Raw genomic sequence first — 12,563 nt, forward strand, 5'->3', positions numbered from 1 at the left:
AGAAAACAGGTGAGGCCCACCCGCGACCGACGACTCCCCGAGCCCCAGCCGCGAACGGCAAGCCCCTCGATTATCGACAGCTCGCGCCGCCGCGTCAATAACTTATCGTACTACTTTTTACTATTAAGCTGACAGGTCGTGGTGCCGCTGCGTTTTCGACCACACGAAACGCGGCTCATAGCCGAATGCCTTGCGGGCCTTGCCGGAGCAGAAGCCCGATGCCGTCCCGCCTGGCAGCCGCAACAGATCGGTCGCGGGCGAAAACCGTTCGAACAGGTCGCGCGTTTCGCATCCGTGCAGGTTCTCGGCTCCCGAGAGATTGTAGATCCCCGATTCCACCGTCTCGATCTCCAGCGCCTGCCGGCATCCGATTGCGATGTCCCGCGCATCGGTGCGGGTCCAGAGCAGGAACCGGTCCCGCTGCGGATCGTCCAGCGCGCGCTCGATTTCCGCATCGAGGTCCTGCGGCGCCCGCACGCCCATGATCCGGAACGTCAACACGTTGAGCCCGCGCCGCGCGAAATAGTCCGCGGCATCCTCCCCCGCGATCTTGGAGAGCGCATAGGAATTCTGCGGCCGCAGCGGATGATCTTCGGTTACCGGCGCGAATTGCGGGTCGTGAGCGGCAAAACCATAGACCTGCGCACTCGAAGCCAGGATCACCCGGCCCACGCCCAGCGCGTTGCTGGCGTCGAGAACGTTGAAATGCCCCGCGACATTGTCCGCATAGGTCCGCGCGTCGGGCACGATGCCGGGGTCTGACCAGGCCGCCATATGCACCACCGCCTCGGGCCGCGCATAGGCCAGCGTTCCATAAACGTCCTGGGGATGGGAAACATTGCCCACCATATACCGCACGCCGCCGACGCGTTCGGGAGCCAGAGCAAGATCGAGGCTGGTCACCTCATGGCCAGCCGCCGCGAGTTCAGCCACAACGAACTTGCCGACCCGGCCCGAGCCTCCCGTCACCACGATCCGCATCTCTTCCTCCTCTTGGCAGCGCGCAAAAATTAGTCATACTGGTGCTAGTAGTATTAATCGAGCGATGCAAGATGAAAACCGACGCACCGCCGAGCCTCTCGGCCCAAACCGCTGGTCGCCTGCGCGCATGGATCGCCTCCAACGGCCTGAAATCGGGCGCCCGCCTGCCGCCGGAGCACGAATTGATGGCCCAGCTCGAGGTCAGCAGGACCGTCTTGCGCGAAGCGGTGGCCGGCTTGCGCGCTCAGGGCGAGTTAACCAGCCGGCGCGGCTCGGGCGTCTTCGTCGCCCGCATGGCCGATGACGGCCATATCCGCTTGCCTCACGATGAGGACGACGCCACGCCCACCGCCATCCTCAATCTCCTCGAAGTGCGCTTGGCGCTCGAGGTCGAAGCCGTTGGGCTGGCCGCCCGCCGCCGCACCACGGCCGACCTCGAAAGGATCGAAGCCGAACTCAAGGGCATGGAGATCGCCAGGACGCGGGAAGAACTCGTGGCGCGGGATTTCTCCTTTCACGTCGCCATCGCCGCGGCCACCAACAACCCGCAATTCATCTACGTCATCCGCCAGGTCGGAGAGCGCGCCTTCCCGCGCGACCGGTCATGGCGAACGCCCCCGAAAAGCGGCGAACGCTATGCGGAAATGCGCATGCGCGAGCATGAAGCCATCCTGCGCGGCATCGCCGACAAGGATGCCGTTTTCGCCCGCGACGCCATGCGCCATCACATCATGGCCAGCGCCCAGCGCTTCAGGGACGCCATGGCGTGAGCGCGCGAACTCACCGCTCTCGATAAGCAAGATCCAGGGGAAAATTCGTTGATCGTCACCAATCTGCGCACCGTGCCACTGGTGCTCCCGCTTGAGCGGCCCATCGGCAACGCCACCGCCAGGATCGAGCGCTTTTCGATGATCGCGGTCTTTGTCGATACCGACGAGGGCCTGACCGGCGAGAACCTCATCTTCACCATCCGCCCCGAGCAGCACAAACTGCTCGATACCATGGTCCATGTCCTCAAAGATGCGGTCGTCGGCACGGATCCCGATCACGTTTCCGCCTTCTGGCAGGATGCCTGGCGCCGCATCAATTTCATCGGCTTTTCCGGCGTCTCCATCATGGGCATTTCTGCCATAGACGGCGCGCTGTGGGATCTGCGCGCCAAGGCCGCCAACCGCTCCATAGCGGCGCTTCTGGGCCAGTGCCGCACGAGCGTTCCGGCCTATGCCAGCGGCGGACTCTGGCTCAGCCAGGACATCGATGAAATCGTCCAACAGGCCGGCACCTACGCGTCCGTGGGCTTTGGCGCCGTCAAGCTCCGCCTCGCCGGGCGCGCCGATATCGACCTGCCGCGCATTGCCGCCGTGCGCGACGCTATCGGGCCTGATGTCGGCCTGATGGTGGACGTCAACCAGGCCATGGACGCAACCTCCGCGATCGCCCTTGCCCGCCAGTTCGAGCACTACGGCATCGCCTGGTTCGAAGAGCCGGTTCCCGCCCACGATCTGGACAATTCCGCCAGGGTCGCCGCCGCGCTCGATATTCCCGTCGCCTCCGGCGAAAACGAATATACGATGCACGGCTTTCGCCGAATGCTCGAAACGGGCGCCGCCGATATCCTGATGCCCGATCTTCAGCGTGTGGGCGGGGTCAGCGAGTTCGCGCGCGTCGGCGCCCTGGCCGCGGCCTACAATGCGCCCGTCTCCTCGCACCTTTTCCCCGAAATGAGCCTCCAGCTCATGGCGAGCCTCCCCAACGCCACCCTGCTCGAGCATCTCGATTGGTTCAGTCCGCTCTACGCCGAAAAAATGGAGATGACCGGCGGCAGCATCACCGTCCCCGACCGCCCCGGCTGGGGCTTCAGCTTCGACCCCGATGCCCTCCGGCATTTTGCCGCCGATAAGTGATAAGATAAGTTTTCAAACTTGTCTGTCATCATATGTAATGGTAAGGGTCGCGGCAACGTGATGGGAGAAGGGAGAGCCATGAGAATCGTAGACGTAAAGGTCCGGGTGTTCCTGCACACGACGCTCCGGCATCAGGACGCGGCGGGCCATGCCCATCCCGGCGACCCTCACAAGGTTCGCCAAGGCCTTCTCACCATCGTCACCGACCAGGGCCAAGAAGGTCACTGCTTCGGCGTCCCCGAGGTCATGCGCCCCCACGTCATCGAGAAATTCGTCAAGACCGTGCTGATCGGTCAGGACCCCTTCGATCGCGAGCGTCTATGGCAAGAACTCGCCCATTGGCAGCGCGGCAGCGCCGCTCAGCTCACCGACCGCACCCTGGCCGTCGTCGACACCGCCCTTTGGGATCTGGCCGGCCGCGCCCTTGGCGTCCCCGTCCATAAGCTCATCGGCGCCTATCGCGACAAGGTGCCCGCCTATGGCAGCACCATGTGCGGCGACGAGCTCGAAGGCGGCCTCGCCACCCCCGAGGACTATGGCCGTTTCGCCGAAAAGCTGGTCAAGCGCGGCTACAAGGGCATCAAGCTCCACACCTGGATGCCGCCTGTCTCCTGGGCGCCCGATGTGAAGATGGATCTTAGGGCCTGCGCCGCCGTGCGCGAAGCCGTCGGCCCCGACATCGCCCTGATGATCGACGCCTTCCACTGGTATTCGCGCACCGAAGCTTATGAACTGGGCAAGGGCCTGCAGGAGCTGGGCTATGCCTGGATCGAAGAGCCGATGGACGAACAATCCATGGCCTCCTACGCCTGGCTCGCCGACAACCTCGATATCCCCGTCCTCGGCCCTGAAAGCGCCGCCGGCAAGCACCATGCCCGCGCCGAATGGATCAAGGCGGGCGCCTGCGATATCCTGCGCGCCGGTGTTCACGACGTGGGCGGCATCTCCCCCTCGCTCAAATCCATCGCGCTCGCCGATTCCTTCGGCATGAATTGTGAAATCCACGGCAATGGCGCGCCTAATCTCGTGCTCGCCGCCGTCGCCCGCAACGTGCGCTGGTACGAGCGCGGCCTGCTCCACCCCTTCCTCGAATATGATGACGGGTTCGAATACCTCAACACCCTCCCCGACCCCATGGACGCTGAAGGTTTCGTGCATCTTTCGGACAAGCCGGGCATCGGCGAGGACATCAATTTCGACTTCATCGACGACAATCTGGTCGCCCAATAGCGTTCCTCCCCCGGCGCTTTCCGGTTTGGCATCGGCCGCCGGAAAGCGCATGGGGCGCTTGGAGCATCACTCCGAAGCGCTGGCGCGCAGGCGCTCCTTGCTTCCCATCAGATGCAGCCGCATGGCCCCGCGCGCGGCTTCGCTGTCGCCCGCCGCGATGGCGTCGAACACCCTCTGGTGTTCGTCGTTGATGTGCCGCAGATAGTCCTTGCGGCTCTCATGGGCGATCAGCGAGGTGTTGAGCCGCGAGCGCGGCATCAGGAATTCGCCCAGATAGTTGAACAGATTGACGAAGTGGTAGTTCTCCGTCGCCGCCGCGATGGCCCTGTGAAAGGCGAGATCGGCTTCGATCGCGTCGTCCCCTGCCGCTATGGCCTCGTCCATCCGCTTGAGCGCTTCGCGCATGGTTACGAGAATCTCGGGCGTGCGGCGCGCGGCGGCAAGCCCCGCCGTTTCCACCTCGAGCGCGATGCGCAGTTCGAGCACCGCCACCGCCTCGTGCACGGCATCCCCGTTCCCCGCCGCGAGCACGAAGGGCTGGGCAAAGGGCTGATCGGTCACGAACACCCCCACGCCCTGGCGCGGGGTCACCAGCCCGTTCGCCCTGAGGTTGGCGATCGCCTCGCGGATCACCGTCCGGCTCACCCCGAACTCGCCGATCAGCTCATGCTCTGTCGGCAGCTTCTGGCCAGGCCCGTAGGAGCCATCGCGAATGCGATCCTGCACCGCCTCGACGATACGCTGCGAAAGACTGTCGCGACGGTTGCGCATGTTTTGTTCCCGAGCTGCCCGGCTCAGCCGACCAGCTTTCCGGCCCCTTTATGATCTAGACGTAGTCTTCCCTCATAGGGGTAAACGCATCGACCATCGTTCCGGCCTCGATGCACACCGCCCCATGCAGCACGCCGCCATCGACCACATAGCTCGATCCCGCGCCCAGCCGCTCGGTCACCCCGTCGATGGTCACGTCGAACACGCCGCTCTCGATATAGGCCGTCTGCGTGTGCGGATGCGTATGGGGCGCCCCCACCGCCCCTCGCGCAAACTCCCAGCGCAGCATCATGAGCTGGTCGTTATAGCACAGCATCTGCATGCGCCGCCCTTCTCCCACACCCTTCCACTGCGCATCCGCGCCCTTCAAAAAGCTTCCCGAAGTGGGCATGTCCCCGTTCCTTTCTCAGCTATGGGCCTGGGCAAGCGCCAGGTCCCTGTCATAAGCTTCGCTCGCCTTTATGAGCGAGCGGGTATAGTCGGTCTGCGCCTGCCCGTTCTCCAGCGCCTCGCGTGACAGCACCTCTACGATCCTGCCGCTCTGCATCACGGCAAAGGCGCTACACATGTGGTCGATCACCGCCAGGTCGTGGCTCACCAGCAGATAGGTGAGCTTGTGCCGCTCGCGCAGATCCATGAACAGGTTGAGGATTTCCGCCTGGATCGAAACGTCGAGCGCCGATGTCGGCTCGTCGAGCAGCAGGATCCTTGGCTCGAGGATCAGCGCCCGCGCGATCGCCACGCGCTGGCGCTGCCCGCCCGAAAGCTGGTGCGGATAGCGGTAGCGGAACGAATCCCCTAGCCCCACCTGCTCGAGCACCTCGCCGATCCTGCGATTGATGTCGGAGAATTGGTGCACCCTGAGCGGCTCGGCCAGGATATCGGCGATCTTGCGCTTGGGGTGCAGGGAACCATAGGGGTCCTGAAACACCATCTGCACCTTGCGGCACCATTGCAGGCGCGGCGTCTGGGCAAAGCTTTTGCCATCCACCGAAATCGCGCCCTCCCAATGGCGGTAGAGCCCGGCAATGCAGCGCAGCACCGTCGATTTGCCCGACCCCGACTCCCCAACCAGCCCGAAGGTCTGTCCGTCCTCGACCGAAAACCCGATCCCGTCCAGAATCTTGCGCCAGCGCAGCCCGCTCCCCAGTTCGAGGTCGAGCCCCTTGATGTCGATCATGCTCATTGCTGCCGCTCCAGCGCTTCGGCCCAACTGCTCTGCCGGTCGAGCACCGGCAACCGTCCCTTGCGGTCCCCGATCCGCGGCATCGACGCCAGCAACCCCCGCGTATAGGGGTGCCGCGCCTCCTTGAGGTCGCACGCGGCGATCTCCTCGACCACCTGCCCGCTATACATGATCAGCACCCGGTCGCAGAAACTCTGCACGAGGTTGAGATCGTGGCTGATGAACAGCAGCCCGATCCCCCGGTCCCTGACCAGATCGTCCAGCAGCGCCAGTACCTGCAGCCGCACGGTCACGTCCAGCGCCGAGGTCGGCTCGTCCGCAATGATCATCGCCGGGTCGGGAATGAGCATCATGGCGATCATGATGCGCTGGCCCATGCCGCCCGATACCTCGTGCGGATAGAGCGTATAGACATGCTCGGGGTCGCGGATCTTCACCGCCGCGAGCTGTTCGATCGCCCGCTGCCGGGCTTCGGCCTTTCCGACCCGGTGGTGCGCCAGATAAGCCTCGGCGACCTGCTCGCCCACGCTCATCACCGGATTGAGCGAGAATTTGGGGTCTTGCAGGATCATCGATATCCGCGCCCCGCGGATCGCCTGCATCTTCCTTTCATTGAGCCGCAGAAGGTCCTGCCCCTCGAAGCGCATCTCGTCGGCGCTGACCCGGGCGATCTCGGGCAGAAGCCGCACGATGGCCCGCCCCACCGTCGATTTGCCCGATCCCGATTCCCCGATGATGGCGACCTTCTCGCGCCCCAGGGAAAAGCTGACATTGCGCACCGCATGCAATTGCCGCCGCGCCGACATGTAGCCGACATTGAGATTTTTGACCGAGAGAATGGGTTCGTTCATCGCACTCACCGCGATTGCCTTGGGTCGAGCATGTCGCGCAGCCCGTCACCGAACAGGTTGAAGGCCAGCGCCACCAGCAGGATCGCCATGCCCGGCATGGTCACCACCCACCAGCTATCGATCATGAACCGCCGCCCCGCCGAGGTCATGGCGCCCCATTCGGGCGAAGGCGGCTGCGCGCCCAGCCCGAGAAAACCCAGTCCTGCTGCCGTCAGCATGATCCCCGACATGTTGAGCGTCGTGCGCACCACCACCGATGGGATGCAGATCGGCAGCACATGGCGCAACAGGATGCGCAGCGAGGACGCCCCAGACACCTTGGCGGCGGCGATATAGTCGGCGGCGCGCGTCGTCAGCGTTTCGGCCCGCGCCAGCCGCGCGATCGGCGGCCAGGCGGTGAGCGCTATGGCGATCACCGCGTTCTCGATCCCCGGCCCCAGCGCGGCGGCGAAGGCCAGCGCCAGGATGAGGCTGGGAAAGGAAAGGAAGATGTCGGTGATCCGCATCAGGATCCGATCCGTCCAGCCGCCGAAATAGCCCGCCGCCATGCCGATCATCAGCCCGATCGGGGCGACGATCACCGAAACCAGCACCACGATATAGAGCGAGATGCGCGAGCCATAAACGATACGGCTATAGATATCGCGGCCATATTCGTCGGTCCCCAACCAGTTCTCTCCGCTCGGGGGCTGCAGCGCGGCGCTCAGGTTCTGTTCCAGCGGATTGTGGGTCGCGATCCATGGCGCAAAGATCGCCATGATGCCCAGAACCACGATGATCGCCAGCCCGAACACCGCCAGCGGATTGGAAAGGAAGCTCAGCACGCCCCAGTAGACGCGCTGCACGGTGGCCTGGCGCGAGCTGGTGATCGTGTCGCTGGAGAGATATTCGCGCCAGCTCATGGGAATCTGTGAACTGCTCATGCCGCACGCGTCCTTGGGTCGAAGACCCGGTACAAGACATCGGAAAGAATGTTGAGGGCGATGAACAGCACGCCCACCAGCAGCGTGCAGGCCATCACCGCGTTCATGTCGCCGATCATCAGGTTGGAGGTGAGATAGCCGCCGAACCCCGGCCAGGAAAACACGGTCTCGACCAGCACGGCCCCTTCGAGCAGCCCGCCATAGGCGAGCGCCACGATGGTCACCAATTGCACGCGGATGTTGCGGAACGCATGCCGCCAGATCACCTGCGGCCGGGAAAGCCCCTTGATCCGCGCCGTGACGATATATTCCTGCCCCATCTGCTCGATCATGAACGAGCGCGTCATGCGCGAGATATAGGCCATGGAATTGAGGCCCAGCACCGCGGCCGGCAGCCAGATATTGCGCAGCGCGCTCCAGAACACGTCCCATTCGCCGACCAGCACCGAGTCGATCAGAAGAAACCCGGTGATGGGCTCGACGAGCCCGGTATAGAACACCTCGACCCGCCCCGAGCCGCCCGACCAGCCCAGCATGGCGTAAAACAGAAGAAGGCCCATGAGGCCGAACCAGAAGGTCGGGGTCGAATAGGCGATGAGCGAAAAAAACCGCACGAAATAGTCGGGAAATTTGTTGCGGTTGGTGGCCGCCAGCACGCCAAGCGGAATGCCCAGCCCGGCGCCGATCAGAATCGAGATCGTGCCCAGCTCGATTGTTGCGGGAAAGACCCTGGCGATGTCCTCGATCACCGGGCGCCCGGTCAGCAGAGCCACCCCGAAATCCCCGCGCGCCAGATCGGCTACGAAGCGGAAGAACTGCACATAGAGCGGCTGGTCCAGCCCGAGTTCGCGATAGACCCGGTCATAGGTGGCCTGCGTGGCCTCGTCGCCGACAATGGCGAGCACCGGGTCGACTGGCATCATCCGGCCGATGATGAAGGTCAGGATCAACAGCCCGAACAGCGTCACCGCTATCGAGCCGACAAATCCCAGGGCTCCGCTGGCCTGGGTTCGTATGCGCAGGGACAAGGGAGCCATGGACCGTCCGCTCCGTTCTGTTCCGCCCGTAAAAGCCAAGGGCGGCGCGTGAGAATGATGAAAGGCGCGCGTGGTGTATCGCGCGCCCTTCGGTGAGGTCAGCGGCTCTTGGAAACCGTGTCGAAACGCGTCGTCCAGCCGTAATGGTTCTGGAAGCCCTCGATATCGGATCGGAACACCACCGTATCGACCACCGCCGAAACCGGCTGGATGGCGGGCACCAGTTCCTCATAGAGATACTGGACTTCCGCATAGAGCTGCGCCTGCTCTTCGGGGTCGCGCTCGACCAGCGCCTGGGTGGCCAGCGCGTTGAGCTCTTCGTTGTAGAACGATGTGCGCCAGCCGATCAGCCCGGAAAGCCCGGCATCATCGGAATTGTCCGGATTGATCACCAGCGACTGCATGTTCGAATGGGGATGCGGTTCTTGTCCGCCACCGCCCCGGCCGACGATCATTTCGAAATCGCGCTCGCGCATCGGGCCATAGACCTGATTGCCGGTGCCCGTCACGATTTCGGCATTGATCCCCGCCTGGGCGAGCGTGCTCTGGATCGAGGTGGCGATATCGATGAAGGGCGGCTCGTTGATCGCCAGCAATTGCGTCGTGAACCCGTCGGGATAGCCGGCCTCGGCCAGATATTCCTGCGCCCGCTCCACGTCCAGCGTATAGCCGGGGGCTTCGATGGTCCCCATCACGCCCGGCGTCACCGGACGTTGATGCAGGATGCCGTAATTGGGCATGATGGTTTCGTTGATGCCCTGATAGTCGATCAGGTAACGCAGCGCGAGGCGTACGTTCTCGTCGGCGAACTTCTCGTCCTTCATCGAGACGGCGAGATAATAGAAGCCCGAACTGGGCACCGACTGCACGACGACATCTTCATTGGCCGAGAGCGCATTGATGTCGGGCACCGACAGCGCCAGCCCCACATCGATATCGCTGCGCTCGAGCATCAGCCGCTTGGTCTGGCTTTCGGGCATGTGACGGATCAGCACCCGCCGCATGTCGGGTGCGCCGCCCCAATAGCCGTCAAACCGATCGAGGACGATCGTGTCGTTGGCGGTCCAGTTGCGCAGCGTGAACGGTCCCGAACCGGCGGTATTGGTGGTCAGCCATCCTGCCGCCAGATCTCCATCCACTTCATGCTCAAGCGCGGTCTGGCTGTCGATCACCGAGGACGCGCTGGGCTTGCCGAACATATAGAGGATGAGCTGAGGATCGCCCTCCTGGGGCATGGTGATGGTGATCGTGTTGCCCTCGGCGGTGACGTGCTGGTCGAAATTGTCGAGCGTGAAGCCATAGGCCTGCCAGGTCGCCGACCCGACCAGTTCCAGTTCGAGAATGCGCTTCCAGGACCAGATTGCATCCTCGACGGTCACCGGATTGCCCGAAGCGAACACCGCGTCATCGCGGAAATTGAGCGTAATGACGCCGTCCTCGCTCACGTCCCAGCTTTCGGCGAGTCCGGGGTTGACCTGGGTCACATCCACCGCGTCGAGCTGGACCGGCGTGTCATAAACATTGGTGATGATCGCCGTAGACTCGCGCCCGGCGATGGCGGCGGGGTCGAGCGTCAGGATATTGGCCATGCTCAGCCCGATCACGAGCTGGTCGTCCGGCGTCGCCGCCCAGCCCTGCACCGCATTTCCGCTCAACGAAGCGGCGACGAGCAGTGTAAGAAGTGTCTTCTTCATTTTAGGCTCCTCCTCCCAGTCAAAGACAGCTTGCTACATATGCGATATCATACAACCAATGTCAATTACGGCCGATCGCAGGAAAATACGCCGGAATATAGGGAAAGTAGGAGAGAAATTAGTGCTACTAATTTTAGACAACGCTCGAAAGAGAGGATTCAACACGGAAAATCATATTTCTTGAAGCGCTTGTCGCTCTTCCCACCCTCACGCCGTTCATCCTGCCCATGCGGAAGCCGTTCCCTTTGATGACCTCCGGGCAAATGTCCTTGAAATTCCAAAGCCCGAGACCGGACTTGCGATCACAGCACCAGATATGTATGACAGGATCAAATGTTGTATGGAAACCAGGAGCGTCCCATGAGCACCAATTTCACCGAACGCCACGCCATCGCCCCGGACCATGCGGCCGCAATGGACACCACCGAATTGCGGGAAAATTTCCTCGTCGACGACCTGTTCGCCTCCGGCTCCATCTCGCTCACCTATACCCATTACGACAGGATGATCGTCGGCGGCGCCGTCCCCGCTTCCGGTCCCCTGCCCCTCGATCCCATCAAGCCCACCGGCACCGAGAACTTCCTCGACCGGCGTGAGTTGATCGCCGTCAATATCGGCGCGCCAGGCACTGTCTCGGTCGATGGAAAAGACCACGCCCTCGGCACCCGCGACATGATCTATGTCGGCATGGGCGCCAAATCCGTAAGCTTTGCCTCGGCGGGTTCCGAACCCGCAAAATTCTACCTCCTCAGCGCTCCCGCCCACGCCACATATCCCACCACCCTCATCAAGATCGATGACGCCAAGCGTCTAGACCTCGGCGCGTCGGAAACCTGCAACGAGCGCTCGATCTTCCAGTTTTCCCAGGCCATCCAGACCTGCCAGCTCGTGGTCGGCATGACCACGCTGGCCCCCGGTTCGATCTGGAACACCATGCCCGCCCACGTCCACTCGCGCCGCATGGAAGCCTATCTCTATTTCGATCTGGCGAGCGATCAGCGCGTCATGCATTTCATGGGCGAGCCCACCGAAACCCGCCACTTGGTCGTCGCCAACGAGCAGGCCGTCCTTTCGCCCCCCTGGTCGATCCATTCCGGCGTCGGCACCGGCAGCTACACCTTCATCTGGGCCATGGCCGGCGACAATGTCGATTACACCGATGTGGAACCCGTCCAGCCCGGAGACCTCCTGTGACCGATCTATCCGCATTTTCCCTGTCGGGAAAAACCATCATGGTCACCGGCGCCAATACCGGCATCGGTCAGGGGATCGCGCTCGCCATCGTGAGGGCCGGAGGACGCGTTTTGGGGGTCGCCCGCTCGTCGATGGACGACACTTTGCACAAGGCCGGTGGCATCGGCGGGACAGACGCGTCGATCATCCCCATATTCGCCGATCTCGACCCGTATATGCAACCTCATGGACTGCTCGACAAAGCCTGGGACGAGCACGGCCCGATCCACGGTTTGGTCAACAATGCCGGCATTATCCGGCGCGCCGATGCGCTCGATTTCACCGAGGAAGATTGGGATTCGGTGGTCGACCTCAACCTCAAAACCGCGTTCTTCCTCTCCCAGGCGTTCGCCCGCCGCGTACTGCAAGCCTCTGAAGCAAAAGGCAAAATCGTCAACATCGCCTCAATGCTGAGCTTCCAGGGCGGCATCCGCGTCGCCTCTTACACGGCGTCGAAATCAGCCATACTGGGCCTCACCCGGCTCCTGGCCTGCGAATGGGCCGAAAAAGGCATCAACGTCAACGCCATAGCCCCCGGCTATATCGAGACCAACAACACCGAAGCCCTGCGCAACGACCCGGACAGAAGCGCCCAGATTCTGGGCCGAATCCCGGCCGGACGCTGGGGAGAACCCTCAGATATCGGCGATGCGGCGGTGTTCCTCCTGGCCCGCGCATCCGACTACATGCACGGCGCCACCATCCCCGTTGACGGCGGCTGGCTGGCCCGCTGACGCCAAACTTATCCCCGGG

The 12,563-nt window shown here is 63.1% G+C and carries 13 protein-coding genes; 5 read left to right on the forward strand and 8 right to left on the reverse strand.

The genetic code is table 11. The annotated features are described in order from the left end of the window. Positions 1-123: 123 nt before the first annotated feature. Positions 124-981, reverse strand: coding sequence for an NAD(P)-dependent oxidoreductase (locus NO932_RS13450; protein ID WP_309207809.1), 858 nt, complete (start codon positions 979-981; stop codon positions 124-126). 71 nt (positions 982-1,052) lie between these two features. On the opposite strand from NO932_RS13450, the gene NO932_RS13455 reads away from it, so the two are divergent. The 3 genes from NO932_RS13455 to NO932_RS13465 all read left to right on the forward strand — a co-directional run bounded on the left by NO932_RS13455 (position 1,053) and on the right by NO932_RS13465 (position 4,115). Then, the gene (locus NO932_RS13455; protein ID WP_309207810.1) at positions 1,053-1,751 is read left to right on the forward strand and encodes a FadR/GntR family transcriptional regulator; all 699 of its coding nucleotides are present in this window, start codon (positions 1,053-1,055) and stop codon (positions 1,749-1,751) included. Positions 1,752-1,799: 48 nt separating this feature from the next. Next, the gene (locus NO932_RS13460) at positions 1,800-2,885 is read left to right on the forward strand and encodes a mandelate racemase/muconate lactonizing enzyme family protein (protein ID WP_309207811.1); all 1,086 of its coding nucleotides are present in this window, start codon (positions 1,800-1,802) and stop codon (positions 2,883-2,885) included. A gap of 78 nt (positions 2,886-2,963) precedes the next feature. Next, entirely contained in the window at positions 2,964-4,115 is a 1,152-nt protein-coding gene (locus NO932_RS13465) for a mandelate racemase family protein (protein ID WP_309207812.1), read from the forward strand. 66 nt (positions 4,116-4,181) lie between these two features. Here the strand turns inward: NO932_RS13465 and NO932_RS13470 are convergent, their stop codons facing one another. The 7 genes from NO932_RS13470 to NO932_RS13500 form a co-directional block, all read right to left on the reverse strand. After that, positions 4,182-4,886 (reverse strand): FadR/GntR family transcriptional regulator, encoded by a 705-nt coding sequence (locus NO932_RS13470; RefSeq protein WP_309207813.1) that lies wholly within the window; start codon positions 4,884-4,886, stop codon positions 4,182-4,184. 55 nt (positions 4,887-4,941) lie between these two features. After that, on the reverse strand, positions 4,942-5,277 hold the full coding sequence (locus NO932_RS13475; protein ID WP_309207814.1) for a cupin domain-containing protein: 336 nt from the start codon (positions 5,275-5,277) through the stop codon (positions 4,942-4,944). A 15-nt stretch (positions 5,278-5,292) separates the two neighbouring features. Next, a complete protein-coding gene (locus tag NO932_RS13480) occupies positions 5,293-6,072 on the reverse strand; it encodes an ABC transporter ATP-binding protein (protein ID WP_309207815.1) in 780 nt (259 codons plus the stop codon). Continuing rightward, on the reverse strand, positions 6,069-6,923 hold the full coding sequence (locus NO932_RS13485; RefSeq protein ID WP_309207816.1) for an ABC transporter ATP-binding protein: 855 nt from the start codon (positions 6,921-6,923) through the stop codon (positions 6,069-6,071). The genes NO932_RS13480 and NO932_RS13485 overlap by 4 nt, the downstream gene beginning before the upstream one ends. Positions 6,924-6,928: 5 nt before the next feature. Next, on the reverse strand, positions 6,929-7,846 hold the full coding sequence (nikC, locus tag NO932_RS13490) for a nickel transporter permease (RefSeq protein ID WP_375142751.1): 918 nt from the start codon (positions 7,844-7,846) through the stop codon (positions 6,929-6,931). Next, positions 7,843-8,883 carry an ABC transporter permease gene (locus tag NO932_RS13495; RefSeq protein WP_309207817.1) on the reverse strand — a complete coding sequence of 347 codons (1,041 nt, stop codon included), beginning with the start codon at positions 8,881-8,883 and terminating at the stop codon, positions 7,843-7,845. The genes nikC and NO932_RS13495 overlap by 4 nt, the downstream gene beginning before the upstream one ends. Before the next feature lie 98 nt (positions 8,884-8,981). Further along, on the reverse strand, positions 8,982-10,577 hold the full coding sequence (locus tag NO932_RS13500; RefSeq protein WP_309207818.1) for an ABC transporter substrate-binding protein: 1,596 nt from the start codon (positions 10,575-10,577) through the stop codon (positions 8,982-8,984). 360 nt (positions 10,578-10,937) lie between these two features. Between NO932_RS13500 and kduI the strand changes: the two genes are divergently transcribed. Together kduI and kduD are read left to right on the forward strand one after the other, a co-directional pair. Continuing rightward, positions 10,938-11,771, forward strand: a complete 834-nt coding sequence (gene kduI, locus NO932_RS13505; protein WP_309160464.1) for a 5-dehydro-4-deoxy-D-glucuronate isomerase — start codon at positions 10,938-10,940, stop codon at positions 11,769-11,771. Positions 11,772-11,809: 38 nt separating this feature from the next. Then, complete coding sequence (gene kduD, locus NO932_RS13510; RefSeq protein ID WP_375142886.1) at positions 11,810-12,544, forward strand: 2-dehydro-3-deoxy-D-gluconate 5-dehydrogenase KduD; 735 nt, start codon at positions 11,810-11,812, stop codon at positions 12,542-12,544. Positions 12,545-12,563 lie beyond the last annotated feature (19 nt).

Source organism: Pelagibacterium sp. 26DY04 (assembly GCF_031202305.1).
Lineage (GTDB): Bacteria > Pseudomonadota > Alphaproteobacteria > Rhizobiales > Devosiaceae > Pelagibacterium.

Coding starts and splice junctions, on each gene's coding strand:
- NO932_RS13470 (WP_309207813.1), bottom strand. CDS start 4,886: ATGCGCAACCGTCGCGACAGTCTTTCGCAGCGTATCGTCGAGGCGGTG.
- NO932_RS13450 (WP_309207809.1), bottom strand. CDS start 981: ATGCGGATCGTGGTGACGGGAGGCTCGGGCCGGGTCGGCAAGTTCGTT.
- NO932_RS13500 (WP_309207818.1), bottom strand. CDS start 10,577: ATGAAGAAGACACTTCTTACACTGCTCGTCGCCGCTTCGTTGAGCGGA.
- kduI (WP_309160464.1), top strand. CDS start 10,938: ATGAGCACCAATTTCACCGAACGCCACGCCATCGCCCCGGACCATGCG.
- nikC (WP_375142751.1), bottom strand. CDS start 7,846: ATGAGCAGTTCACAGATTCCCATGAGCTGGCGCGAATATCTCTCCAGC.
- NO932_RS13480 (WP_309207815.1), bottom strand. CDS start 6,072: ATGAGCATGATCGACATCAAGGGGCTCGACCTCGAACTGGGGAGCGGG.
- NO932_RS13475 (WP_309207814.1), bottom strand. CDS start 5,277: ATGCCCACTTCGGGAAGCTTTTTGAAGGGCGCGGATGCGCAGTGGAAG.
- NO932_RS13485 (WP_309207816.1), bottom strand. CDS start 6,923: ATGAACGAACCCATTCTCTCGGTCAAAAATCTCAATGTCGGCTACATG.
- NO932_RS13455 (WP_309207810.1), top strand. CDS start 1,053: ATGAAAACCGACGCACCGCCGAGCCTCTCGGCCCAAACCGCTGGTCGC.
- kduD (WP_375142886.1), top strand. CDS start 11,810: ATGGTCACCGGCGCCAATACCGGCATCGGTCAGGGGATCGCGCTCGCC.
- NO932_RS13465 (WP_309207812.1), top strand. CDS start 2,964: ATGAGAATCGTAGACGTAAAGGTCCGGGTGTTCCTGCACACGACGCTC.
- NO932_RS13495 (WP_309207817.1), bottom strand. CDS start 8,883: ATGGCTCCCTTGTCCCTGCGCATACGAACCCAGGCCAGCGGAGCCCTG.